The organism is Buttiauxella sp., from assembly GCF_035271705.1.
GTDB lineage: Bacteria > Pseudomonadota > Gammaproteobacteria > Enterobacterales > Enterobacteriaceae > Buttiauxella.
Genome location: NZ_DATERI010000138.1, coordinates 11,849 through 35,840, shown reverse-complemented (window position 1 = coordinate 35,840; position 23,992 = coordinate 11,849). Strand labels below are relative to the sequence as shown.

Sequence of the window (23,992 nt, the reverse complement as noted above, 5' to 3'; positions counted from 1 at the left end):
GGGCAGGTGACCCTGGCGCTTCAGTCAGCTCAGGAGAAAATCGTTTACGCCGGAAACGATACGTTAAGCGATGATGACCGGACATCACTGGCCACCGATCTGGAAGGTATCCGCAATCAAATATTAAACCTGGCCAACAGTACTGACGGCAATGGGCGCTTTATTTTTGCTGGATATAAAACGGAGTCTGCACCGTTTAGTGGTGGGGCAAACAGCATCACTTATACGGGCGGCTCTCAGGCAATCACTCAAACGGTGGATGCGGCTCGAATGATGACGATAGGGCATACCGGTACTCAGGTATTTGATTCTCTGACCAGTAATGCAGTCCCTGAACCCAAACCTGGCACCTCTGAAACAAACCTGTTTAATATGCTCGATTCCGCGATTGCAACCCTGAGAACACCCGCTGAAGGGCTGGATGATGCAGGAAAAGCTAATTTAACCGCTGCTATTGATAAAACTAACCGCGGGTTGAAAAACTCACTCAATAACGTGCTAACCGTGCGTGCAGAGTTAGGCACACAGCTTAATGAGCTGGAAAAGCTTGATGAGTTAGGTACCGACCGTGCATTGGGCCAGTCGCAGCAAATGAGTGATTTGGTGGATGTCGATATGACTTCAGCGATCTCTTCCTATGTGATGCAGCAGGCTGCACTGCAGGCGTCTTACAAAGCATTCAGCGATATGCAAGGGATGTCTTTGTTCCAGCTGAACAAATAATAGTTTTACCTTTTTGGCGTGCCATGAAACTGGGCACGCTTTATGTGCCCACTTCAGCACCCCGAAGTGGGCATTTTTTTACGCTGAATTCAGGACGGGTCACAAGCAATAAAAAAGCCGACCTGTTGCCAGGTCGGCTTTTTCGCAACGCTTATTGATTATTCAGCGCTTTGCGGGCGCGTAGCTGGCGCTGTTGCCTGGTGAGTTGCACTGCTTCCACCGGCGGAACCGCGGCCACTGAACTCATACGTTGGGCGAACCCAATCGCTCTGGCGTGTGGCTTCCGGAGCATATTCCGGTGCTGGAGCTTTTGTCATAGGAGCAGTGGCATGTTTAGTGACGTGAGCCACAACCGCAACTTCTGGCACTGCTGCAACCGCTATCTCTTCCACAACAGTTGTCTCAACTGAGGCTTCTTCAACTTTGGCTTCTTCAACAACCGCATCCTGTGCAACGACTTCTACCGGCTTAACTTCTTCAACCGCAGCGGTAGGGACAGTTTCTGCAACAATAACAGGAGCTTCCTGTTGTTGAGTTGCAACAGCAACGTCATCTTGTGCAGGTTTAACTTCGTCGATGACTTGTTCAGCAACAACTTCGTCAACCGCAGCAATCAGATGAGGCTGCTCGTTCACCGGAGTCGCGATCACTTCTGGGTGCGTTGTTTCAACGTGTGCAGTTTCAACATTTACAGTTTCAACGACAGGTTGCACCACTACTGCCACTTCTTGAACGACTGGCGGCACAATAATGACTTCCACAGGCTCTTGCTCGTGGGCAACAAAGACTGGAGCGTGTTCTGCATTGTCGTACTGTGATTCTCCCTGAGCACGGGCAACAGGATAACTAATCCAGGCTTTACCCGAGGCCAGTTCAGGAGAAGCACATGCAACAGTCATCGGCATTGGTGATTGCGCTGGGTAACGCTCATCACGATAGCGACGGCGACGTTGGCCACTCACACGTAAGTGACGTGGAGAACGGCGAGAGCGACGTGGCATACCGTTAGAATCGTTACGTGAATCGTTGTTGTCTTCGTGCTCAACAAAAGGTTTCTCGATAACAGCAGGCAGCGGGATAGTTGCCAGGTCGGTACGTGCAGCAGGTGCCGAAATAACTTCAGCTACGTCCGGAGTTGCCACAGTTTCAACGCTCGAATCTGGTGCGGATTCGAAACGAATTTTCTGGTTCAGTTGACGTTGCTTACGACGCGGCATGACTACCTGGGCGCGTTCTTCCTGCTCAGCTTCGACCTCTACTACAGTGTCATCATTTTGCAGAACTTTAACTTCTTGCTGTGCCTGACGCTTATCATCGCTACGGCGACGATTGCGCTCACGGCGCGGTTGCTGCTCATCACGTGCTTTTGGTTTTTCAACTTCCTCAGCAACGTTCTGGCGAATTTCACGCACTTCAGTGTTTGGTTGTTGGCCCTGACGGCGATTACGGCGGTTATCGTCGCGATCGCGGTTTTCACGTGGCTCACGGTTATCACGTGGTTCACGGTTATCACGATTTTCGCTGCGGTTATCACGGTCACGGTTGTTGCGATCACCACGGTCGTTACGGTCACGGCGGTTATTTTGACGACGGTTGTTACGACGATCTTGCCCCTGACGCTGGCTTTCAGCCTCAGCAGATTTCACTGCCTCAGTTTCTTTGCTGCTTTCAGTGGTGCTTTCGCCGGCAAACAGGTTTTTCAACGCACCGAACAAACGACTCAGCAGACCAGGTTGTGCAACAGTTGCTTCTTTCGCGACCGCAGGTTTAGCCTCTGGAGCAGGTGCTGCTACAGGCGCTGATTCTGGCGGTGCAGGCGGCACGTCAGGCATCACGAAAGTTGCTAATGCAGGTTGCTCTGGACGTTTACGCTCGACGTACTCTTCTTCCGATGGCATTGCCATCTCTTCTTCATGCAGCTTAGGCAACATGTAGCTCAGAGTCTTGGTTTCTTCGCCTTTGCGCACACGCAGTACGGAATAGTGCGGAGTTTCCATCTGATCGTTAGGAACGATGATGGCTTTCACGCCGCCCTGACGGGTTTCAATCGCGCTAACTGCATCACGTTTTTCGTTCAGCAGGTAAGACGCAATTGGCACCGGAACAATCGCATGAACTTCCTGCGTGTTCTCTTTCAGCGCTTCTTCTTCAATCAGACGCAGAATGGAGAGTGCCATGGATTCGTTGTCACGCACCGTACCTGTACCGCTACAACGCGGACAAACATGGTGGCTGGACTCGCCCAAAGAAGGGGAGAGACGCTGACGAGACATTTCCAACAAGCCAAAGCGTGAGATGTGGCTTATCTGGATACGAGCACGGTCTTGACGCACGGCTTCACGCAGACGGTTTTCAACGGCACGCTGGTGGCGCACAGGGGTCATGTCGATGAAGTCGATAACAATCAGACCACCGAGGTCACGCAAACGCAGTTGGCGCGCGATTTCATCAGCGGCTTCGAGGTTGGTATTAAACGCGGTCTCTTCGATATCGCCACCGCGAGTTGCGCGCGCGGAGTTGATGTCGATAGCGGTCAACGCTTCGGTAGAGTCGATAACAATCGAACCACCGGATGGCAGACGGACTTCACGCTGGAAAGCGGATTCAATCTGCGACTCAATTTGGTAATGGCTGAACAGCGGGATTTCACCGGTGTAGAGCTTAATTTTGCTGCTGAAATCAGGACGACCCAGAGCACCGATATGCTGGCGAGCCAGTTCGAGCACTTTAGGATTATCGATAAGAATCTCACCGATGTCCTGACGCAGGTAATCACGGAAAGCACGCACAATAACGTTACTTTCTTGATGGATGAGGAATGGCGCCGGGCGATTTTCTGCCGCTTTTTGAATGGCTTCCCAGTGCTTCAAACGGAAGCTTAAATCCCATTGCAGTGCTTCAGCGGATTTACCCACGCCGGCAGTACGTACAATCAGACCCATGCCATCTGGCAGTTCCAGAGAGGAAAGGGCTTCTTTCAATTCAGTACGGTCGTCACCTTCGATACGGCGGGAAATACCACCGGCACGTGGGTTGTTCGGCATCAGTACTAAATAACTACCCGCCAGGCTAATAAAGGTGGTCAAGGCAGCACCTTTATTACCACGTTCTTCTTTATCAATCTGGACTATCACTTCCTGGCCTTCACGCAGAACATCTTTAATGTTCGGACGGCCGTGTGCTGAATAATTAGACGGGAAATATTCGCGAGCGATTTCTTTCAGAGGGAGGAAACCATGACGTTCCGCGCCGTAATCTACAAATGCCGCTTCCAGACTTGGTTCAATACGGGTGATTTTGCCTTTATAGATGTTGGCTTTTTTCTGTTCGTGTCCTGGACTTTCAATATCCAGGTCGTACAGACGCTGCCCATCCACAAGGGCGACACGCAACTCTTCTTGCTGAGTCGCGTTTATTAACATTCTTTTCATCGTAACTTACTCATTATTCTTACATTAGTGACAAAGCTACGGGCATGGTGACGCTGACCGGGAGTGAACCGATGGCCTCGTGACTGATCGCACAGTCGCCAACCTCACGGTTGTCGCTTGCTGAGAGGCGCAAAGTGTCGGTAGCCTGTATTTCATACGGAAATACAGCGCAATTATCGTGGGAATAACCTTAGAGTGTTTCTTAAGAGTTGATTCCATTTTACCGGTCAGGCTGCAACCCGCAGCCCGCTAACTGCCTGAAAGTACAATACGTCTTACGCCATTGCTGCGTGGATGGACGTTCAGGCAAAACTGGTAATTCCGCAAAATTCCTTGTTCTAACAAGTATCAACACGGAAAACCGCAACATTATTCCATTGCTAACCTTATTATAGCAAGATGACTTTTGCCTTTGATGCCTCGTTTCTTACAGTTTTTTAACTCAATTTTTCGCTGTGTGTCGCAGAAAGCAGAAAAAGGGAAGTTAGACGGTTCTAAACCAGGCAGTTTCTCAGTTAAGCACATAAAAATGAGTGGCGCTATGCGCGCACGCTATTTAGAATCGCCGACCATGAAAACTCCAACTCCTTCTGTACAAATCGTTGCCATTTCCTCTGATGAGGCTGGGCAGCGCATCGACAACTTCTTGCTCTCCCGCTTAAAGGGTGTGCCAAAAAGTATGATTTATCGCATTTTGCGTAAAGGCGAAGTGCGTGTGAATAAAAAACGCATTAAGCCTGAATACAAAATTCAGGATGGTGATGAAATACGTATTCCACCGGTTCGCGTTGCGGAACGCGAAGAAGTGGCGGTTTCCCCACATCTGCAAAAAGTGGCAGCACTGACCGATGCGATTCTTTATGAAGATGACCATATCCTGGTGCTGAATAAGCCTTCAGGTACAGCGGTTCACGGTGGTAGTGGCTTGAGTTTTGGTGTGATTGAAGGCCTGCGTGCTCTGCGTCCGGAAGCCCGCTTCCTGGAATTGGTGCATCGTCTGGATCGTGATACATCTGGCATCTTGCTGGTGGCCAAAAAGCGCTCTGCTCTGCGTTCTTTGCATGAACAGCTGCGTGAAAAGGGAATGCAAAAAGATTATTTGGCGCTGGTTCGCGGCCAATGGCAGTCGCATGTTAAAGCTGTGCAGGCGCCTTTGCTGAAGAATATTTTGCAAAGCGGTGAGCGTATTGTTCGCGTTAATAGCGAAGGCAAACCCTCTGAAACGCGCTTCAAAGTGGAAGAGCGTTACGCTTTTGCCACATTAGTGCGTTGCAGCCCAATAACCGGTCGTACCCACCAGATTCGTGTGCACACACTGCATGCTGGCCACCCGATTGCGTTCGATGATCGCTACGGTGACCGCGAATTTGATAAGCAACTCGCGGGCACTGGCCTGAATCGCTTGTTCTTGCATGCTGCGGCATTACGTTTCACCCATCCCAATACCGGTGAAATTATGCGTGTTGAAGCACCACTGGATGAACAATTGAAGCGCTGCCTTGTGGTGTTACGCAACAACGCTCGCTAACGATTGAGGGTGGATGGCACTTCTGCGTGCTTCCACCCTACGTCAGTCACATCAGCAGCGGATGACATCCCTCGTTGTTGAGCATATCGCACAGGCTAATTAACGGCAGTCCAATCAGGGTGTTTGGGTCTTTCCCTGAAAGCCTGTTAAATAACGTGATCCCCAAACCCTCACTTTTAAAACTTCCGGCACAGTGTAAAGGCTGCTCTTTACGCACATAATTGCGGATTTCTTGCTCACTCAGATGACGAAAATGGACATCAAAAGGCTCGCAAATCACCTGTATATTCCCGGTAGTCGAATTAAAAAGTGCCAGTCCAGTATAAAAAGTAACAGTGCTGTTGCGGGCAATCAGCAATTGTTCCACCGCTTTTTCTTCGGAATGTGGCTTTCCGACGATTTTTCCATCTAGCACGCAGACCTGGTCTGAACCAATAATTAAATGATTTGGATATTCAGTGCTCAACGCCTGCGCTTTGGCCTGTGCAAGGCGGGTCACCAGGTGGCGGGCATTTTCCCCAGGAATTGGCGTTTCATCAACCTGTGGAGCCGCGGTGATAAAGGGCATGCCGAGCTTTTCAAGAAGTTCTCGACGGTAGGGTGAAGTTGAAGCCAGAACAATTTGCGTCATATTTTTTTCATTAATGATAGCGATTCGGGTAAAGGCATTTTAAACTGTGCAACCGCAATGTGTGCGAATAAATGGCTTACCCTTTATCCTTCAGATTGCAGGTGCGTTGGCTGCATTTTTTCTCCCCAGTCACATAGTGTTCTATGTTCCCTGAGGGTTACAAATTTCAGCTTTCCTGGAATCAGAAATTTATTCGGGTAGAAAAGGCACTGTTTACAGGCCTTTTTCTTTGACTCTATGACGTTACAAAGTTAATATGCGCGCCCTATGCAAAAAGTAAAATTACCCCTGACTCTCGATCCGGTTCGTACGGCTCAAAAACGCCTTGATTACCAGGGTGTTTACACCCCTATTCAGGTTGAGCGCGTCGCCGAATTTGTAGTCAGTGTAGACAGTGATGTGGAATGCGATATGTCATTTGCCATCGATAACCAACGCCTCGCGGTTCTTACCGGTGATGCGAAGGTATCGCTAACACTTGCATGTCAGCGTTGCGGAAAGCCATTTGCCCATCAGGTCTACACACAGTATTGTTTTAGCCCGATCGTCAAAGACGAGCAGGCTGAAGCACTCCCGGAAGGATATGAGCCAGTTCAGGTTAACGAATTTGGTGAAATCGATCTTCTGGCGTTGGTTGAAGATGAAATTATCCTCTCCTTGCCAGTCGTTCCGGTGCATGATTCTGAACACTGTGAAGTGTCCGAGGCGGACATGGTATTTGGCAAACTGCCTTCCGAGGCGGAGAAACCAAACCCATTTGCCGTATTAGCCAGTTTAAAGCGTAAGTAATTGAGGAGTAAGGTCCATGGCCGTACAACAGAATAAACCAACCCGTTCCAAACGTGGCATGCGTCGTTCCCATGACGCGCTGACCACAGCTACCCTGTCCGTGGACAAAGTTTCTGGCGAAACTCATCTGCGTCACCACATCACAGCCGACGGTTTCTACCGCGGCCGCAAGGTTATCGTTAAGTAATTGGCGATTCCTTGACACGTCTAACCCTTGCGTTAGATGCCATGGGTGGGGACTTCGGTCCTTCCGTGACAGTGCCTGCAGCTTTGCAGGCACTGGACTCTAACTCTCAGCTAAACCTTCTACTAGTCGGCGATCCCGACGCCATCACGCCATTACTTGCCAAAGCTGATTTTGAAAAACGTTCACGTGCGCAGATAGTGCCTGCGGAATCGGTTATTGCCAGTGATGCAAGGCCTTCGCAAGCGATCCGAAATAGTCGCGGATCCTCAATGCGAGTGGCGCTTGAACTAGTGAAAGAAGGGCGAGCACAAGCATGTGTCAGTGCAGGAAATACGGGTGCACTGATGGGGCTGGCTAAATTATTGCTCAAACCTATTGAAGGGATTGAGCGCCCTGCGTTAATGACGGCTTTGCCGCACCAACAAAAGGGCAAAACGGTTGTGCTGGATCTTGGCGCGAACGTTGATTGTGACAGTAATATGTTGGTGCAGTTCGCGATAATGGGTTCTGTGATGGCTGAAGAAGTTCTCGGCATCAACTCCCCACGAGTCGCTTTGTTGAACATTGGCGAAGAAGAGACCAAAGGTCCCGATAGTATTCGCGATGCTTCAGCGTTATTAAAAACAATGCCTTCTATCAACTATATTGGCTATCTTGAAGCGAATGAATTGTTGACGGGAAAAACCGATGTACTCGTGTGTGACGGCTTTGTCGGTAACGTCACCCTCAAGACAATGGAAGGGGTTGCCAGAATGTTCTTTTCGCTTTTGAAATCTCAAGGTGAAGGGAAAAAAAGGTCGTGGTGGCTAATTATATTAAAGCATTGGTTACAAAAAAGCCTGACAAGGCGATTCAGTCACCTCAACCCCGACCAGTATAATGGCGCCTGTCTGTTAGGATTGCGCGGCACAGTGATTAAGAGTCACGGGGCAGCCAATCAGCGAGCGTTTGTTGTCGCTATTGAACAGGCAGTGCAGGCGGTGGCGCGGCAAGTCCCTATGCGGATTGCTGCCCGCCTGAAATCTGTATTACCCAAGAGTGACTGACGTACATGTATACGAAGATTATTGGTACGGGTAGCTATCTGCCCGAACACGTGCGTACCAACGCCGACCTGGAAAAAATGGTGGATACTTCTGACGAGTGGATTGTCACCCGTACAGGTATTCGTGAGCGTCGAATTGCGGCTCCGGATGAAACCGTTGCAACGATGGCTTTTGCTGCGGCTAAGCGCGCCCTTGAAATGGCGGGTGTTGATAAGTCTGAAATTGGGCTGATTATCGTTGCCACCACTTCGTCGACTCATGCTTTCCCAAGTGCTGCCTGCCAGGTGCAGGGTATGTTGGGGATTAAAGGTTGCCCGGCATTTGATGTTGCAGCAGCTTGCGCAGGTTTTACCTACGCTTTAAGCATTGCCGATCAATATGTGAAAAATGGCGCAGTGGATTATGCACTGGTTATCGGAGCCGATGTGCTGGCCCGCACATTAGATCCAGCTGATCGCGGCACAATTGTAATTTTTGGTGATGGTGCAGGTGCTGTGCTTCTCGGTAAAAGCGAAGAACCAGGCATTATTTCAACGCATCTTCACGCTGATGGTAGTTACGGCGAATTGCTGACGCTGCCAAACCAGGACCGTCTGAATCCTGAGAATCCTTCTTACCTGACCATGGCCGGTAACGAAGTGTTCAAAGTGGCAGTGACGGAGCTTGCACACATTGTTGATGAAACCCTTGAGGCGAATAATCTGGATCGTTCAGATCTTGATTGGTTGGTACCGCATCAGGCTAACTTGCGCATTATTAGTGCCACTGCCAAGAAACTCGGTATGTCATTGGATAATGTGGTTGTTACTCTTGATAGGCACGGTAACACCTCTGCGGCCTCTGTACCGGCAGCGCTGGACGAAGCTGTTCGTGATGGTCGAATTCAACGTGGCCAATTGGTATTGCTGGAAGCCTTCGGCGGCGGCTTTACCTGGGGTTCCGCACTGGTTCGTTTTTGATTATTAGGATTTAACCATGACTCAATTTGCTTTTGTTTTTCCTGGGCAAGGCTCGCAAGCTGTAGGGATGTTGGCTGAAATCGCAGCAGCGAATCCTGTTGTTGAAGCAACTTTCCGCGAAGCTTCTGATGCACTGGGCTATGATCTGTGGGCATTGACCCAACAAGGGCCTGCTGAAGAACTGAACAAAACCTGGCAGACACAGCCTGCTTTGCTGACAGCTTCTGTGGCATTATGGCGCGTTTGGCAGCAGCAAGGCGGCAAAACCCCTGTGATGTTGGCGGGTCATAGTCTGGGTGAATATTCTGCTCTGGTTTGCGCAGACGTGATTGATTTCGCTGACGCCGTGCGTCTGGTTGAATTACGCGGCAAATTGATGCAGGAAGCGGTTCCTGCTGGCACGGGTGCAATGTATGCCATCATCGGTCTTGATGATGCATCGATTGCCAAAGCCTGTGAAGAAGCAGCTCTTGGCGAAGTGGTGTCTCCGGTGAACTATAATTCACCAGGCCAGGTCGTTATCGCGGGTAACAAAGATGCCGTTGAGCGTGCAGGTGCTGCTTGTAAAGCCGCCGGTGCAAAACGTGCTCTGCCATTGCCAGTAAGCGTGCCTTCACACTGTGCATTGATGAAACCCGCGGCAGATAAACTTGCCGAAGCGCTGGAAAATATCACGTTCAATGTGCCTTCTGTTCCTGTTGTGAACAATGTGGATGTGAAATGTGAGACCTCGCCAGAAGCCATTCGTAGCGCTCTGGTACGTCAGCTATACAGCCCGGTACAATGGACCAAATCAGTTGAATTTATGGCAGCACAGGGTGTGACCCAGTTGCTGGAAGTAGGGCCTGGTAAAGTATTGACTGGCCTGACAAAGCGTATTGTTGACACACTGACTGCATCGGCGATTAACGAGCCGGTAGCACTTTCAGCGGCGCTCGAGCAATAAAACGAGGAAAACCATGAGTTTTGAAGGAAAAATTGCGCTGGTAACCGGTGCAAGCCGCGGTATTGGCCGCGCAATCGCGGAAACCCTAGTGGCCCGTGGTGCGAAAGTTATCGGTACTGCGACCAGCGAAAGCGGTGCGCAGGCGATCAGTGATTATCTGGGCGATAACGGCAAAGGCTATATGCTGAATGTGACCGACCCAGCTTCTATCGACGCTGTTTTAGGAAATATTCGCGCAGAATTTGGCGAAGTTGATATTCTGGTCAATAATGCCGGTATCACTCGTGATAATCTGTTAATGCGTATGAAAGATGACGAATGGAACGATATCATCGAAACCAATCTGTCATCAGTTTTCCGTCTGTCAAAAGCGGTAATGCGCGCTATGATGAAAAAGCGTCATGGTCGTATTATCACTATTGGTTCCGTGGTTGGTACCATGGGAAATGCTGGTCAGGCAAACTACGCTGCGGCGAAAGCGGGTCTGATTGGTTTCAGTAAATCACTGGCACGCGAAGTTGCGTCACGTGGTATTACTGTAAACGTTGTTGCTCCGGGCTTTATTGAAACGGACATGACGCGTGCGCTTTCTGATGAACAGCGTGCGGGTATACTGGCGGAAGTTCCAGCGGGTCGTTTAGGCGACGCAAAAGAAATCGCCAGTGCTGTTGCATTTTTAGCCTCTGACGAGGCGGGTTACATCTCTGGTGAGACCCTGCACGTCAATGGCGGAATGTATATGGTTTAACCACGATATAAAACTATTTGCGTTATTTGGGCGAATGCCCGCAAAATAGCGTAAAATCGTGGTATGACCTGCCGGGATTTAGTTGCATCTTTTTCAACATTTTATACACTACGAAAACCATCGCGAAAGCGAGTTTTGATAGGAAATTTAAGAGTATGAGCACTATCGAAGAACGCGTTAAGAAAATTATCGGCGAACAATTGGGCGTTAAGCAGGAAGAAGTTATCAACTCCGCTTCCTTCGTAGAGGACCTGGGCGCTGATTCTCTTGACACCGTTGAGCTGGTAATGGCTCTGGAAGAAGAGTTTGATACTGAGATTCCGGACGAAGAAGCTGAGAAAATCACCACTGTTCAGGCTGCCATTGATTACATCAACGGTCACCAGGCGTAAGTGAACATCTCCAGGCGGTCATTCGACCGCCTGAGTTTTATCTAATTGTCCCACAAGTTTTATTTTTTTCCCTCCCTGGAGGACAAACGTGTCTAAGCGTCGTGTAGTTGTGACCGGACTGGGCATGTTGTCTCCTGTCGGCAATACCGTAGAGTCTAGCTGGAAAGCTCTCCTTGCCGGTCAGAGTGGCATCAGCCTAATCGACCATTTCGATACTACCGCCTACGCAACGAAATTTGCTGGCTTAGTAAAGGATTTTAACTGTGACGACATCATTTCGCGCAAAGAACAGCGCAAAATGGATGCCTTCATTCAATATGGAATTGTTGCTGGCCACCAGGCCATGCTGGATTCGGGTCTGGAAGTAACAGAAGAGAATGCAATCCGTATCGGTGCTGCAATTGGCTCTGGTATCGGTGGTCTGGGTCTTATCGAAGAGAACCACTCCTCGTTGGTCAACGGTGGTCCACGTAAGATCAGCCCATTCTTTGTACCGTCCACAATTGTGAATATGGTGGCAGGTCACCTGACCATTATGTTCGGCCTTCGTGGTCCAAGCATTTCCATTGCTACAGCGTGTACTTCTGGTGTGCATAATATTGGTCAGGCAGCGCGTATTATCGCTTACGGTGATGCAGACGCTATGCTGGCAGGTGGTGCAGAGAAAGCCAGTACTCCGCTGGGCGTGGGTGGCTTTGGTGCTGCGCGTGCGCTTTCTACCCGCAATGAAAACCCACAAGCGGCAAGCCGTCCGTGGGACAAAGACCGTGATGGTTTTGTGCTGGGTGATGGTGCGGGCATGATGGTACTCGAAGAGTACGAACATGCTAAAAAACGTGGTGCGAAAATCTATGCAGAAGTCGTTGGTTTCGGTATGAGCAGCGATGCATATCACATGACTTCTCCACCGGAAACCGGGGCAGGTGCTGCACTGGCGATGGAAAATGCTTTGCGTGATGCAGGTATTACTCCAGGTATGGTGGGTTATGTCAATGCGCATGGCACCTCAACACCAGCGGGTGATAAAGCCGAAACACAAGCGGTTAAGACTATTTTTGGTGAAGATGCTTACCGTGTTCTGGTGAGTTCAACCAAATCTATGACCGGTCACCTGTTAGGTGCTGCTGGGGCTGTAGAGTCTATCTACTCCGTCCTCGCATTGCGCGATCAGGCGATTCCACCAACAATCAACCTTGATAATCCTGACGAAGGCTGTGATCTGGACTTTGTTCCTCATGTTGCGCGCCAGGTGAAAGGCATGGAATACACGTTGTGTAACTCATTCGGATTTGGTGGTACAAACGGCTCATTGATCTTTAAAAAGGTCTAAGTCGTTACTTATAAAGGGCTCGCTTGCGGGCCCTTTATACATCTGAAATTTCCCCCTCTTGCTGCAAACCCTTCGCACTGGCATTCTAAACCCTAAATAATTCGAGTTGCATCGCGGCGGCAAGTGAACGAGTCCCGATGAGCTTAGTACACTAAGTGATTCGTGTGAGTGAGCGCTGCCAACAAAGTAGCAACGTGAAGTATGAAGGGTAGACTCACAGAACATTGAGGAATTGTTATGTATTTAATCAATGGTGAGTTAGCGGAAAATCTACCGGCGAACGATCGCGCCGTGCAGTTTGGTGATGGCTGCTTCACCACAGCGCGGGTGTGTAATGGTAGTATTCGTTTTTTAGAACAACACCTCGGTCGTTTACAGCAAGCCTGCGATAAACTCCTGATTCCTTTTGTCGATTGGTCTTTGCTGGCAAACGAAATGCAGCAAATGGCGGCGGCAGAGCAGCAAGCCGTACTGAAAGTGATGATAACTCGTGGTAGTGGAGGGCGCGGTTATAGCATCGCAAATTGTGTGCAGCCTACCCGCTTACTTTCGATTTCTGCTTATCCTGCTTTTTATCCCCAGTGGCGCGAACAGGGTATCACCCTGGCGCTTAGTCCTGTTCGGATGGGTATAAATCCGCACCTTGCTGGAATTAAACACCTGAATCGACTAGAACAAGTGCTGATTCGTATGCATCTTGACCAGACTCCCGCGCAGGAAGCGCTGGTTCTTGACAGCGATGGGTGGCTTACGGAATGCTGTGCCGCTAATTTATTCTGGCGTAAAGGATCGCAGGTTTTTACGCCGTATATAGATAAATCTGGTGTAAATGGCACCATGCGTCAGCATATTATCGCCTGTCTGGCTGATTCATCGTGGCAGGTGACTGAGGTGCGGGAAAGATTGGACAGCCTGGCTGAGGCTGATGAAGTGCTCATTTGCAATGCATTGATGCCCATTATTCCTGTGAACCAGGTTGAATCCTGGCGATTTACATCTCACGAGCTTTACCAATTTTTAGCACCACTTTGTGAGTAACCGATTACCAATGAAAAAGATGCTACGTTTCTTTCTGCTGTTGTTAGTGGTACTTGGCGTGGCGGCAGGCGTTGGCTTATACAAAGTCCGTCAACTCGCCAACAGCCATCTGACTATCAAGCAAGAAACCATATTTACGCTCAAGCCTGGGACGGGTCGCCTGGCGTTGGGTAAACAGTTGTATGAAGAAAAACTGCTCAATCGTCCACGAGTATTCCAGTGGCTGCTAAAAGTCGAACCTGAACTGGCTCATTTTAAAGCAGGAACTTACCGCTTTACCCCGCAAATGACGGTTCGGGAAATGCTCAAACTGTTAGCCAGTGGTAAAGAAGCTCAATTTCCGATTCGATTTGTCGAAGGGACTCGTTTGAGTGACTGGCTAAAACAACTGCGCGAAGCGCCGTTTATCCAGCACACGCTCAAAGATGATAGCTATGCCATCGTTGCCGAAGCTCTAAAGCTTGAGAATCCTGAATGGGTTGAAGGCTGGTTCTTCCCTGACACCTGGCTGTACACCGCTAATACCACAGATACTGCGCTGTTAAAACGTGCCCATGACCGTATGGTCAAAGCCGTTCAGGCCGCGTGGGATGGCAAAAAAGACGGTCTACCTTACAAAACACCAAACGATTTAGTCACTATGGCCTCGATAATCGAGAAAGAAACCGCCGTGGCGCAAGAGCGTGACCGGGTTTCGTCTGTGTTCATTAATCGTTTACGCATCGGTATGCGTTTACAAACCGACCCGACCGTAATTTACGGAATGGGTGAGGGCTATAATGGTAAGCTGTCGCGCAAAGATCTGGAAACACCAACACCCTATAATACCTATGTGATTAGCGGCATGCCCCCTGGCCCAATTGCTATTCCTGGTGACGCCTCGTTGCAAGCTGCTGCTCACCCGGCAAAAACGCCGTATCTCTATTTTGTCGCAGATGGAAAGGGCGGCCATACATTTAATACCAACCTTGCTGGCCACAATCAGGCTGTGCAGGTGTATCTCAAAGCACTGAAGGACAAGAATGGTCAGTAAATTTATCGTCATCGAAGGGCTCGAAGGAGCAGGGAAAACTAACGCACATAACGTGGTCGTGGCGACCTTAAAAGAGCTGGGGGTGACCGATCTGGTCTTCACTCGTGAACCAGGTGGCACACCTCTTGCGGAAAGATTGCGTGAGTTGACGCTGAACAACAAAGGCATCGGTGATGAAATCGTAACGGATAAAGCTGAAGTGCTGATGTTCTACGCAGCTCGAGTACAGCTTGTTGAAACGGTTATCAAGCCAGCACTGTCACGCGGAGCCTGGGTTATTGGTGACCGCCATGACCTCTCGACGCAAGCCTATCAGGGCGGTGGTCGTTGTATTGACCAGCAATTGCTGATGGCACTGCGTAATACTGTGCTGGGTGATTTTTATCCTGATCTGACCATTTATCTTGATGTTACACCGGAAATCGGCCTCACACGTGCACGTGCCCGTGGTGAACTCGACAGAATCGAACAGGAGTCCATCGACTTCTTTAATCGCACTCGCGCCCGTTATCTGGAACTCGCTGCAAGTGACAGCCGCATCCGTACCATTGACGCGACACAAACGCTGGATGAGGTTTCGCAAGATGTGCGGAATGCCGTGCTTGAGTGGGCTAAGGGGTTGGTGTAATGAAATGGTATCCATGGTTACGCGCGCCCTTTGAGCAAATCCTCAGCCAATATCAGGCTGGGCGCGGGCACCATGCTCTGCTGCTTCATTCGTTATCCGGCATGGGCGATGACGCATTAATCTACGCCCTCACTCGTTGGTTGATGTGTCAGCAACCACAAGGTACCAAAAGCTGCGGCCAATGCCGCAGTTGCCAGTTGATGCAGGCTGGAACCCATCCGGACAGTTACGTGGTTGCTCCGGAAAAGGGGAAATCCAGTCTTGGCATCGATGCTATTCGCGAAATAACCGAAAAACTTTACAGCCACGCCCAACAGGGCGGGGCAAAAGTGGTTTGGCTGGAAGATGCGGGATTGCTAACTGAAGCGGCAGCAAATGCTTTGCTGAAAACCCTCGAAGAACCACCATCGAATACCTGGTTCTTCCTGGGGTGCCGTGAACCGGCGCGTCTACCCGCCACGCTGCGCAGTCGCTGCCTGTACTGGTATTTGACACCACCTGATGAAACTTTTGCGCAGGCTTGGCTTGCGCGGGAAATGTCCCTCAATAGCGAGCAATTGCGCGCGGCACTGCGTTTGAGTTCAGGCGCTCCTGCGGGTGCTCTGGCGTTGTTGCAACCTGAGCAATGGAAACACCGCCAGGCACTGTGCGAAAAACTCAACGACGCCTGTGCGACAAAGAACATGCTGGCGTTACTACCCGCACTGAACAGTGATGATGCGGCCGTTCGCGTCCACTGGTTATGCTCCCTGTTGGTGGATGCATTAAAATGGCAGCAAGGCGCAACGCTTTGGCTGACTAATGATGATCAACAAGCATTAGTCGCAAATCTTGCCAACAACGCGACACCGGCGATACTACAATCGATTGTGCATAATTGGTTTATCTGCCGTGAAACGTTACTCAGCGTTGTGGGTGTGAACCGTGAATTACTACTGACTGAACAATTGCTCACCTGGGAGCGCTTAATGCGACCTGGTGCAGTCCTTCCTACCTTCCATCTTTAAGAGTATCTGTATGTTCCTGGTTGACTCACATTGCCATCTTGATGGCCTCGATTATCAATCCCTGCATAAAAGTGTTGATGATGTTCTGGAAAAAGCTGCGGCACGCGATGTGAAGTTCTGCCTCGCGGTTGCCACCACCCTCAACGGTTATCGCAATATGCGCCAACTGGTTGGTGAACGTCAGAATGTCGCTTATTCGTGTGGAGTGCACCCCCTGAATCAGGACGAAGAATATGATGTAGAGGAACTTCGTCGCCTGGCTGCCGATTCTGGCGTTGTGGCGTTAGGGGAAACAGGGCTGGATTACTTCTATACCCCTGAAACCAAACCACGCCAGCAGGAATCTTTCCGTCACCACATTCAGATTGGTCGTGAATTTAACAAACCGGTGATTGTTCACACACGAGATGCGCGCGCCGATACGCTGTCGATTCTGCACGAAGAGAAAGTGACAGACTGTGGTGGAGTACTACACTGTTTTACAGAAGACCGAGAAACTGCTGGAAAATTGCTCGATATGGGCTTTTACATCTCTTTCTCCGGCATTGTGACCTTCCGCAATGCTGACCAAATCAGGGAGGCGGCGCGTTATGTGCCACTGGATCGCATACTGGTGGAAACTGATTCACCCTACCTTGCGCCAGTGCCACACCGTGGTAAGGAAAACCAACCTGCAATGACGCGCGATGTGGCGGAATATATGGCGGTACTGAAAGGTGTTTCACTTGAGGAATTGGCCGTTGTGACGACAAAAAACTTCGCCACTCTGTTCCATATCCCTGCCTCCCGCTTGCAATCCGCCTGATAAATCTAACTTATTTTAAAGCTCGTAATTAATAAGCGAAGCGAGTAAAGTGCACCGCCACAAAAAGGGTGGTGCAGACCACTTTTGTAACGTTTAGAAACGTGTTTTGTAAATTAACGCAAGTTTTTATGATGGGTTTTAGAGAAACGTGATAGCCGTCAAACAAAACTTTGTCGATTTATTTTACTCTGCGTAATAAATCAAAGGGCACTTAAGATGCCTGTATATGGACTGGATCTCCCCCTGGTCCGATGCGCATAACGCGTAAAAAAGCACAAATACTCAGGAGCACTCTCAATATGTTTAAGAATGCATTTGCTAACCTGCAAAAGGTGGGTAAATCTCTGATGCTGCCAGTTTCCGTACTCCCAATCGCAGGTATCCTGCTGGGCGTCGGTTCTGCTAACTTCAGCTGGCTGCCAGCAGTGGTTTCTCATGTTATGGCGGAAGCAGGCGGTTCAGTCTTCGCCAATATGCCGCTTATTTTTGCTATCGGTGTTGCATTAGGCTTCACGAATAACGATGGCGTTTCTGCATTAGCCTCTGTGGTTGCATACGGCATCATGGTTAAGACCATGGCAGTTGTTGCACCATTGGTTCTGCATTTACCAGCTGAAGAGATCGCAGCAAAACACCTGGCTGATACCGGTGTTCTGGGCGGTATCATCTCTGGTGCAATTGCAGCCTACATGTTTAACCGTTTCTACCGCATCAAGCTGCCAGAATACCTGGGCTTCTTCGCGGGTAAACGTTTCGTACCGATCATTTCTGGTCTGGCTGCGATCTTCATGGGCATTGTGCTGTCTTTCGTCTGGCCTCCAATCGGTACGGCTATTCAGACCTTCTCTCAGTGGGCTGCTTACCAGAACCCGGTTGTGGCATTTGGCATCTACGGTTTCGTAGAGCGTTGCCTGGTACCATTTGGTCTGCACCATATCTGGAACGTTCCATTCCAGATGCAAATTGGTGAATACACCAACGCAGCAGGTCAAGTATTCCACGGCGATATCCCACGTTACATGGCAGGTGACCCAACTGCGGGCAAACTGTCTGGTGGCTTCCTGTTCAAAATGTACGGTCTGCCAGCTGCTGCTGTTGCAATCTGGCACTCAGCTAAACCTGAGAACCGTGCAAAAGTCGGCGGTATCATGGTCTCCGCTGCACTGACCTCGTTCCTGACCGGTATTACCGAGCCGATCGAGTTCTCCTTCATGTTCGTTGCTCCAATCCTGTACGTTATCCACGCGATTCTGGCAGGCCTGGCGTTCCCAATCTGTATCCTTCTGGGTATGCGTGACGGTACTTCCTTCTCTCACGGTCTGATTGACTTCATCGTACTGAGTGGAAACAGCAGCAAACTGTGGCTGTTCCCAGTGGTTGGCCTGTGCTACGCGGCGATTTACTACACCGTGTTCCGTGTGCTGATTAAAGCTCTTGACCTGAAAACCCCAGGTCGTGAAGAAGAAACTGTTGAAACCACGACGACTTCTAAAAGCGAAATGGCACCCGCTCTGGTTAGCGCATTTGGCGGTAAAGAAAACATCACTAACCTGGACGCATGTATTACCCGTCTGCGTGTTAGCGTGGCCGACATCTCTAAAGTCGACCAGGCTGGCCTGAAGAAATTGGGTGCGGCAGGTGTAGTAGTAGCTGGTTCAGGTGTTCAGGCAATCTTCGGTACTAAATCCGATAACCTGAAAACTGAAATGGATGAATGGATCCGTAACAGCTAATAAGACGTTGGGGAGACTGAGGGAGGCCATTGGCCTCCCTTTTTTATAGCCTAAATTCTTCAAGTTGCCTCTTTGTTGGCTTCGTTCTCTCGCCCGAATCACTTACTAATGTAAGCTCATCGGGACTCGTTCTCTTGCCGCCGCGATGCAACATGAATTATTTAGACTATTAATATGAAAACAGAAAGCTAGAAGGGCGGATAAGCTTGTGTCATCCGCCATTGAGGACGTTAGAAAGCGTAATTGGCACTAACAGAATAGTTACGTGGTGCACCATACACGATGGAGCGGCTTTCGATATTGGTGTCGTAGGTTTCATCGAACAGGTTGTCGATGTTCGCCTGCACGGAGAAGGCTTGCGTGACCTGATAACGGGCAAACAAATCAACCAGAGCAAAGCTGCCTTGTTCCGCACGGAATGTACCACCTGGGACCGGAACGTCTGACCAGACATGGTCTTGCCAGTTCACACCACCACCCACAGTCAATGCACGCAGTGTCGGAATGCGATAGCTGGTGAACAGTTTTGCAGAGGTACGCGGTAGATTCGGGTTAACCGCATTGCCGTCGCTGTCTTCAGCCACATAGCGGGTTGCACCAAACGTCATCTGCCAGTCATCGGTCAGCGCGCCGTTAATCTCAAATTCAACACCTTTGCTCACGGTGCCATCGGCTTCACGATAGGCGGTTTCGCCATTGCTACCAGGGATAACGGCGCCGGTTGATTGCGCGAGGTTATCTTGCTCAATACGGAACACGGCCAGAGAGCTGGTCAGACGGCTGTTCATCCAGTCTGATTTCACGCCCGCTTCATAGTTGTTACCCGTTATTGGGGTGAGATAATTTCCTTGCACATCACGCTGGGTTTGCGGATTAAAGACCGAGGTGTAACTTGCATAAGTTGACCAATCTTCATTGATATCAAATACCACGCCTGCATAAGGGGAGGTGTTATTTTTCTCAAGATTTTGCGTCAGGGTGTGCAGGTTGTATTTGGTATAACGCGCACCGACTATCATGTGCAGCGGGTCGGCGAGGGTAATGCGCGTTGCCATATAGGCAGACTTCTGATGAACAGTATCTTGCTGAGCGAGGCTCAGTGGCGACCAATTAGTTTCCGGGAAATCACCGTCGTAGTCATTGAAATTACCTAACTGTGTATCGCTGACGTTTTCCCAGGAGCTGTAATAAGTATTTTTTTGCTTGGTATAGTTGGTTCCAATCATTAACTCATGCTGGCGACCAAACAGTTCATAAGAACCATTGGCGAAGGTATCCAGTGCGTCGACCTTGCGTTTGCCTGTGTTATAACCCGTACCACCCACGAACGGATAAAACGCGCCGTAAGGGCTGACCATCAAGCCAGTGGATTTATCCACCAACCCGTCCAGGTACATCTGTTTGCTCTCGAGATCCATTTCGGTGTGCGTACCGTTGACGGTAAGCTGCCAGTCATTACCCAATTTTTGCTTCAGCGTGAAGAAAGTGCGCTGGGATTCTTTATCGTTGTAGGCCCACTCAGGTGCAGTGCTGTAGCTGCGGTCTGGATTTGTTTTGCTGCCATCGGTATACCAACGCGGGATCCCGCCCCAGGTCGGGTTGTTGACATTGGTTTCCTGATAGTCATAACCAACCGAGAAGCTGGTGGCCTCGGTCAAATCAGCATCTAAAACACCATAGAAAAATTTCTTCTTCTGATTGTAGCGATCAATCCAACTGTCGTTGTCCTGATAACCCGCCACCATGCGACCACGAATATTACCGTTATCAGTTAATGGTGTAGACATATCAGCGACATAGCGCTGCTTGTTCCAACTGCCGTACTCGGCAGAAACCTCGGTTTCAAATTCACGACTGTCGGCGTGTTTGCGCACCATATTCACGGCGGCTGAAGGGTTACCCGTGCCTGTCATCAAGCCACTAGCACCACGCACCACTTCAATTTGCTGGTACATCGCAGTATCGGTCAGTGCATCGCCGAGGTTCCAGCGCGCTTCAAACAGTGTCGGAATGCCATCGACCATATAGTTGTCGATCATAAAACCGCGGGAATAGAACGTGCTGCGGTCGGAGTCGGCAACACTTTCCGTCACGCCTGTAGTGTTCTTCAGCACATCGCCCAGCGATTCCAGTTTCTGATCTTTCATGCGCTGTTCGCTGATGATGCTGACAGATTGGGGAATATCGCGAGGGACCAACAGCATTTTGGTGCCGCTGGTGGTGGTTTTAACACTGTAATCCTGATCTTCAGCATCGCTCGGGTTAGCCACCGAATTTTCGACGACCATCGTTTCTTCAGCGTTTTGCGTCGCTGAGAAAGCGGTAGAAGGCATCAGTGCAAAAGCAATGCAGGAAGCCAGGACTGAAATTGCGCTGACAGGTGTGTGCTGCCCGTCCCTGGTAGAAATGGTTAAAGACATCTCAAAACCCTTAGTCATTGATTGGAAGTTTTTTGCCTCAGCACCAAAGCAGTCCGGTTACTGAGTACATTTGTGGTTTTAGTTTGACATAAGTCATACGAATGAAAATGCAAATGAGAAATATACGCATTCAGATGAATGATGTAAACAATTGTGACGATTGAAATGAAATGTCGTTTTTATTTACGCAAATGGCCGGAGATTTATTAAGCGCAGGCGGGAATGCTAACAGGCATCATATAAAGAAATAATGGGTTAAGGTTGAAAGAAGATGAGTAACTCGCTCATACTCTTACGTTAACCCCGTCATACTGCGATTAAAAACGGTTGGGCATAGTCGTCCTGTACTGAACAGACATCATTTGATTGGGCAAAGTAGCCAGCAATTCATGAATAAAGGTAACGTCATGGTCGAAGAAACCATTTTCAGTAAAATTATCCGCCGCGAAATCCCAGCTGATATCGTTTATCAAGATGAGTTAGTCACTGCATTCCGTGACATATCGCCACAGGCTCCGACCCATATCCTTATCATTCCTAATATCCTGATCCCGACGGTTAACCACGTGACGGCTGAACATGAACAGGCATTAGGTCGCATGATTACCGTAGCCGCAAAAATTGCTGAACAAGAAGGGATTGCAGAAGACGGCTATCGTCTGATCATGAACTGCAATCGCCACGGTGGGCAGGAGGTTTACCATATCCACATGCACCTGCTGGGTGGACGTGTGCTTGGGCCGATGCTGGCCCATAAAGGATAAGTTGATGAAAATTAACCCGCTGTTATTGCTACTGGCCATTATTTTTGTGGTGGGATGCAGATCCAAACCCGCGATTCCCGTCAATGATGGGCAAACGCTGGTGATGGAAACGTCAGTACTTGCGGCGGGGATCAGTGCTGAAAAACCAGATATTTCAACTGATAACGGTGCCACTGTTTCGCGTAGCCAGCTGTATAATGAACAGTCTAAACCGGTCATCATCAGCTATCGTTTTTATTGGTATGACGCAAAAGGGCTAGAGATTCATCCTCTCGAGCAGGCGCGTACGGTGACCATACCTGCAAAATCTAGCGTTTCGGTGTCATCAATAGCCAGTTATCCAGACGCACGAAAAGTTCGTCTTTCTCTCTCTTTATAAGGGGTGAATTTTGATTAAGGGAATCCATCGTTACCTGGTAATTATCGCAGCGGCGATGATTTTGACCGGGTGTATTAATCGTGGTGAAGCACCTGCACCTGTGGAAGAAGTGAAGCCTGTTCCGCAGAAGCCTGTAGAACCGAAACCGACCGTTCCAACGGTACCGACTGTTCCCACTCAGCCAGGCCCAATTGAAGAGCCACAACCCACGATTCCTGCGACTCCTAAGGTTCGTAGCTACGACTGGGGCAGTGCCATGCAGCCGATGGTCGGCAAAATGTTACAAGCCGATGGCGTAACCGCAGGCGGCGTTCTGCTGGTGGACAGTGTTAACAATCAAACCAATGGCACGTTGCAAACCAGTAAAGCGACAGAAGCGTTGCACGGTGCGTTGGCCAATAACAGCAAATTTACCCTCGTTTCTGCACAACAGCTGTCACTGGCAAAACAGCAACTGGGATTATCGCCACAAGATAGCCTGGGCTCTCGTAGCAAAGCGATAGGTATTGCGCGTAACGTTGGGGCGCAATATGTGCTGTATAGCAATGCCAGTGGCAATGTGAACACACCGACGCTGAAAATGCAGTTGATGCTGGTACAGACTGGCGAAATTATTTGGTCAGGAAGTAGTGCTGTACAACAAACCCAATAATTCAACACTGCAAAGTGTGATTGAAAAATATCTTCCGGCGGCTCAGGCCGCCGGTTGCTTTTCCCCGCTTGAAGGATTGAGTGGTGGGAGTGTGCATTTCACGCTTGGAACGCGGGAATATGTGGCGCGACAACAGCTTGAGAATCCGATGCCGGGAGTGTCTCTCACGCGACAATACCGCGCATTAACGCGAATTTCTCAGGGAATTGGGTCGCGTCCTGTTTGCAGAGCCGACGGTTGGTTAATTGTCGAATGGTTGAGTGGGGAAGTAAAATCAGAGCTGCCCTCACTGCATTCGCTGACTTCCTTGCTGTATGATTTACATCATCAACCTTGCTTCGGCTGGCGAATCAATCTGTTGTCTGTACTTGAACACTATTGGCAAATGGCAGCAAGCGAGCGAAGACGTTTGGTGTGGCTGCGGCTGCTTAAAAAGATGAAACAGCAGGGCGAGCCGAAACCACTGCGTCTTGCTGCTCTGCATATGGACATTCATGCCGGTAATCTGGTGCATCAGGCGCAAAGTATCAAACTCATCGACTGGGAATATGCCGGTGATGGGGACGTAGCGCTGGAGCTTGCGGCCATTGTTACGGCCAATAATATTGAAAGCGAACCGTTGATTCGTGCGTATGCGCAATTGAGCCATATTCAGGTGGACGAATTAAGGCAACAGGTCAGACGCTGGCAGCCCTGGGTTATCCTGCTGATGGCATCATGGTATGAATGTCGTTGGCAACAAACACAAGACAGAACATTTTTAGCTCTTGCAGACGAGGCGTGGTGCCGTCTGCAAGCGAATGATTAATTAAGAGAGGTAGAT

Annotated in this window: 23 protein-coding genes; 20 read left to right on the top strand and 3 right to left on the bottom strand. The window is 49.7% G+C overall.

Going from position 1 to position 23,992, the window contains the following annotated elements:
- Positions 1 to 723 (top strand): flagellar hook-associated protein FlgL (gene flgL, locus VJY99_RS12850; RefSeq protein WP_324119018.1); only part of this gene is annotated, 723 nt, incomplete at its 5' end.
- A gap of 158 nt (positions 724 to 881) precedes the next feature.
- On the opposite strand, the gene rne is transcribed toward flgL, so the two are convergent.
- A complete protein-coding gene (rne, locus tag VJY99_RS12845; RefSeq protein ID WP_324119016.1) occupies positions 882 to 4,154 on the bottom strand; it encodes a ribonuclease E in 3,273 nt (1,090 codons plus the stop codon).
- Between the two features lie 571 nt (positions 4,155 to 4,725).
- Between rne and rluC the strand changes: the two genes are divergently transcribed.
- The gene (gene rluC, locus VJY99_RS12840; protein ID WP_324119014.1) at positions 4,726 to 5,682 is read left to right on the top strand and encodes a 23S rRNA pseudouridine(955/2504/2580) synthase RluC; all 957 of its coding nucleotides are present in this window, start codon (positions 4,726 to 4,728) and stop codon (positions 5,680 to 5,682) included.
- Between the two features lie 46 nt (positions 5,683 to 5,728).
- Here rluC and VJY99_RS12835 read toward each other — a convergent pair whose 3' ends face one another.
- Complete coding sequence (locus tag VJY99_RS12835; RefSeq protein WP_324119012.1) at positions 5,729 to 6,313, bottom strand: nucleoside triphosphate pyrophosphatase; 585 nt, start codon at positions 6,311 to 6,313, stop codon at positions 5,729 to 5,731.
- Positions 6,314 to 6,580: 267 nt separating this feature from the next.
- On the opposite strand from VJY99_RS12835, the gene yceD reads away from it, so the two are divergent.
- The 14 genes from yceD (at position 6,581) to ptsG (ending at position 18,954) form a co-directional block, all read left to right on the top strand.
- A complete protein-coding gene (gene yceD / locus VJY99_RS12830) occupies positions 6,581 to 7,102 on the top strand; it encodes a 23S rRNA accumulation protein YceD (protein ID WP_324119010.1) in 522 nt (173 codons plus the stop codon).
- A gap of 16 nt (positions 7,103 to 7,118) precedes the next feature.
- Positions 7,119 to 7,289, top strand: coding sequence for a 50S ribosomal protein L32 (gene rpmF, locus VJY99_RS12825; RefSeq protein ID WP_038473647.1), 171 nt, complete (start codon positions 7,119 to 7,121; stop codon positions 7,287 to 7,289).
- Positions 7,290 to 7,300: 11 nt separating this feature from the next.
- Positions 7,301 to 8,335, top strand: a complete 1,035-nt coding sequence (plsX, locus tag VJY99_RS12820; RefSeq protein ID WP_324119007.1) for a phosphate acyltransferase PlsX — start codon at positions 7,301 to 7,303, stop codon at positions 8,333 to 8,335.
- Positions 8,336 to 8,340: 5 nt separating this feature from the next.
- Complete coding sequence (locus VJY99_RS12815; protein WP_324119004.1) at positions 8,341 to 9,294, top strand: beta-ketoacyl-ACP synthase III; 954 nt, start codon at positions 8,341 to 8,343, stop codon at positions 9,292 to 9,294.
- A gap of 16 nt (positions 9,295 to 9,310) precedes the next feature.
- Positions 9,311 to 10,240: an ACP S-malonyltransferase gene (gene fabD / locus VJY99_RS12810; RefSeq protein ID WP_324119002.1), complete on the top strand. Its 930-nt coding sequence runs from the start codon at positions 9,311 to 9,313 to the stop codon at positions 10,238 to 10,240.
- 13 nt (positions 10,241 to 10,253) lie between these two features.
- The gene (fabG, locus tag VJY99_RS12805; protein WP_324119000.1) at positions 10,254 to 10,988 is read left to right on the top strand and encodes a 3-oxoacyl-ACP reductase FabG; all 735 of its coding nucleotides are present in this window, start codon (positions 10,254 to 10,256) and stop codon (positions 10,986 to 10,988) included.
- A 155-nt stretch (positions 10,989 to 11,143) separates the two neighbouring features.
- Positions 11,144 to 11,380: an acyl carrier protein gene (acpP, locus tag VJY99_RS12800; protein WP_034456161.1), complete on the top strand. Its 237-nt coding sequence runs from the start codon at positions 11,144 to 11,146 to the stop codon at positions 11,378 to 11,380.
- An 88-nt stretch (positions 11,381 to 11,468) separates the two neighbouring features.
- Positions 11,469 to 12,710 (top strand): beta-ketoacyl-ACP synthase II, encoded by a 1,242-nt coding sequence (fabF, locus tag VJY99_RS12795; RefSeq protein WP_324118994.1) that lies wholly within the window; start codon positions 11,469 to 11,471, stop codon positions 12,708 to 12,710.
- Between the two features lie 237 nt (positions 12,711 to 12,947).
- Positions 12,948 to 13,748 (top strand): aminodeoxychorismate lyase, encoded by an 801-nt coding sequence (gene pabC / locus VJY99_RS12790; protein WP_324118992.1) that lies wholly within the window; start codon positions 12,948 to 12,950, stop codon positions 13,746 to 13,748.
- 10 nt (positions 13,749 to 13,758) lie between these two features.
- The gene (yceG, locus tag VJY99_RS12785) at positions 13,759 to 14,781 is read left to right on the top strand and encodes a cell division protein YceG (RefSeq protein WP_324118990.1); all 1,023 of its coding nucleotides are present in this window, start codon (positions 13,759 to 13,761) and stop codon (positions 14,779 to 14,781) included.
- Positions 14,771 to 15,409 (top strand): dTMP kinase, encoded by a 639-nt coding sequence (gene tmk / locus VJY99_RS12780; RefSeq protein WP_324118988.1) that lies wholly within the window; start codon positions 14,771 to 14,773, stop codon positions 15,407 to 15,409. Before yceG ends, tmk begins: the two co-directional genes overlap by 11 nt.
- A complete protein-coding gene (holB, locus tag VJY99_RS12775) occupies positions 15,409 to 16,416 on the top strand; it encodes a DNA polymerase III subunit delta' (RefSeq protein ID WP_324118986.1) in 1,008 nt (335 codons plus the stop codon). Before tmk ends, holB begins: the two co-directional genes overlap by 1 nt.
- Positions 16,417 to 16,426: 10 nt before the next feature.
- A complete protein-coding gene (locus VJY99_RS12770) occupies positions 16,427 to 17,221 on the top strand; it encodes a metal-dependent hydrolase (RefSeq protein WP_324118984.1) in 795 nt (264 codons plus the stop codon).
- A 299-nt stretch (positions 17,222 to 17,520) separates the two neighbouring features.
- On the top strand, positions 17,521 to 18,954 hold the full coding sequence (gene ptsG, locus VJY99_RS12765; RefSeq protein WP_324118982.1) for a PTS glucose transporter subunit IIBC: 1,434 nt from the start codon (positions 17,521 to 17,523) through the stop codon (positions 18,952 to 18,954).
- Between the two features lie 230 nt (positions 18,955 to 19,184).
- Here ptsG and fhuE read toward each other — a convergent pair whose 3' ends face one another.
- Complete coding sequence (gene fhuE, locus VJY99_RS12760; RefSeq protein ID WP_324118980.1) at positions 19,185 to 21,374, bottom strand: ferric-rhodotorulic acid/ferric-coprogen receptor FhuE; 2,190 nt, start codon at positions 21,372 to 21,374, stop codon at positions 19,185 to 19,187.
- A gap of 407 nt (positions 21,375 to 21,781) precedes the next feature.
- On the opposite strand from fhuE, the gene hinT reads away from it, so the two are divergent.
- Genes hinT through thiK form a run of 4 tightly spaced genes read left to right on the top strand, consistent with a single transcriptional unit; the run spans position 21,782 to position 23,977 of the window.
- A complete protein-coding gene (gene hinT, locus VJY99_RS12755) occupies positions 21,782 to 22,138 on the top strand; it encodes a purine nucleoside phosphoramidase (RefSeq protein ID WP_324118978.1) in 357 nt (118 codons plus the stop codon).
- Positions 22,139 to 22,142: 4 nt separating this feature from the next.
- Positions 22,143 to 22,517, top strand: coding sequence for a YcfL family protein (locus VJY99_RS12750; protein ID WP_324118976.1), 375 nt, complete (start codon positions 22,143 to 22,145; stop codon positions 22,515 to 22,517).
- 10 nt (positions 22,518 to 22,527) lie between these two features.
- Entirely contained in the window at positions 22,528 to 23,169 is a 642-nt protein-coding gene (gene lpoB, locus VJY99_RS12745) for a penicillin-binding protein activator LpoB (protein ID WP_324118974.1), read from the top strand.
- Positions 23,147 to 23,977 carry a thiamine kinase gene (gene thiK / locus VJY99_RS12740; protein WP_324118972.1) on the top strand — a complete coding sequence of 277 codons (831 nt, stop codon included), beginning with the start codon at positions 23,147 to 23,149 and terminating at the stop codon, positions 23,975 to 23,977. The genes lpoB and thiK overlap by 23 nt, the downstream gene beginning before the upstream one ends.
- The last annotated feature ends 15 nt before the right edge of the window (positions 23,978 to 23,992 follow it).

Coding starts and splice junctions, on each gene's coding strand:
- rne (WP_324119016.1), bottom strand. CDS start 4,154: ATGAAAAGAATGTTAATAAACGCGACTCAGCAAGAAGAGTTGCGTGTC.
- rluC (WP_324119014.1), top strand. CDS start 4,726: ATGAAAACTCCAACTCCTTCTGTACAAATCGTTGCCATTTCCTCTGAT.
- VJY99_RS12835 (WP_324119012.1), bottom strand. CDS start 6,313: ATGACGCAAATTGTTCTGGCTTCAACTTCACCCTACCGTCGAGAACTT.
- yceD (WP_324119010.1), top strand. CDS start 6,581: ATGCAAAAAGTAAAATTACCCCTGACTCTCGATCCGGTTCGTACGGCT.
- rpmF (WP_038473647.1), top strand. CDS start 7,119: ATGGCCGTACAACAGAATAAACCAACCCGTTCCAAACGTGGCATGCGT.
- VJY99_RS12815 (WP_324119004.1), top strand. CDS start 8,341: ATGTATACGAAGATTATTGGTACGGGTAGCTATCTGCCCGAACACGTG.
- fabD (WP_324119002.1), top strand. CDS start 9,311: ATGACTCAATTTGCTTTTGTTTTTCCTGGGCAAGGCTCGCAAGCTGTA.
- fabG (WP_324119000.1), top strand. CDS start 10,254: ATGAGTTTTGAAGGAAAAATTGCGCTGGTAACCGGTGCAAGCCGCGGT.
- acpP (WP_034456161.1), top strand. CDS start 11,144: ATGAGCACTATCGAAGAACGCGTTAAGAAAATTATCGGCGAACAATTG.
- pabC (WP_324118992.1), top strand. CDS start 12,948: ATGTATTTAATCAATGGTGAGTTAGCGGAAAATCTACCGGCGAACGAT.
- yceG (WP_324118990.1), top strand. CDS start 13,759: ATGAAAAAGATGCTACGTTTCTTTCTGCTGTTGTTAGTGGTACTTGGC.
- tmk (WP_324118988.1), top strand. CDS start 14,771: ATGGTCAGTAAATTTATCGTCATCGAAGGGCTCGAAGGAGCAGGGAAA.
- holB (WP_324118986.1), top strand. CDS start 15,409: ATGAAATGGTATCCATGGTTACGCGCGCCCTTTGAGCAAATCCTCAGC.
- VJY99_RS12770 (WP_324118984.1), top strand. CDS start 16,427: ATGTTCCTGGTTGACTCACATTGCCATCTTGATGGCCTCGATTATCAA.
- ptsG (WP_324118982.1), top strand. CDS start 17,521: ATGTTTAAGAATGCATTTGCTAACCTGCAAAAGGTGGGTAAATCTCTG.
- fhuE (WP_324118980.1), bottom strand. CDS start 21,374: ATGTCTTTAACCATTTCTACCAGGGACGGGCAGCACACACCTGTCAGC.
- hinT (WP_324118978.1), top strand. CDS start 21,782: ATGGTCGAAGAAACCATTTTCAGTAAAATTATCCGCCGCGAAATCCCA.
- VJY99_RS12750 (WP_324118976.1), top strand. CDS start 22,143: ATGAAAATTAACCCGCTGTTATTGCTACTGGCCATTATTTTTGTGGTG.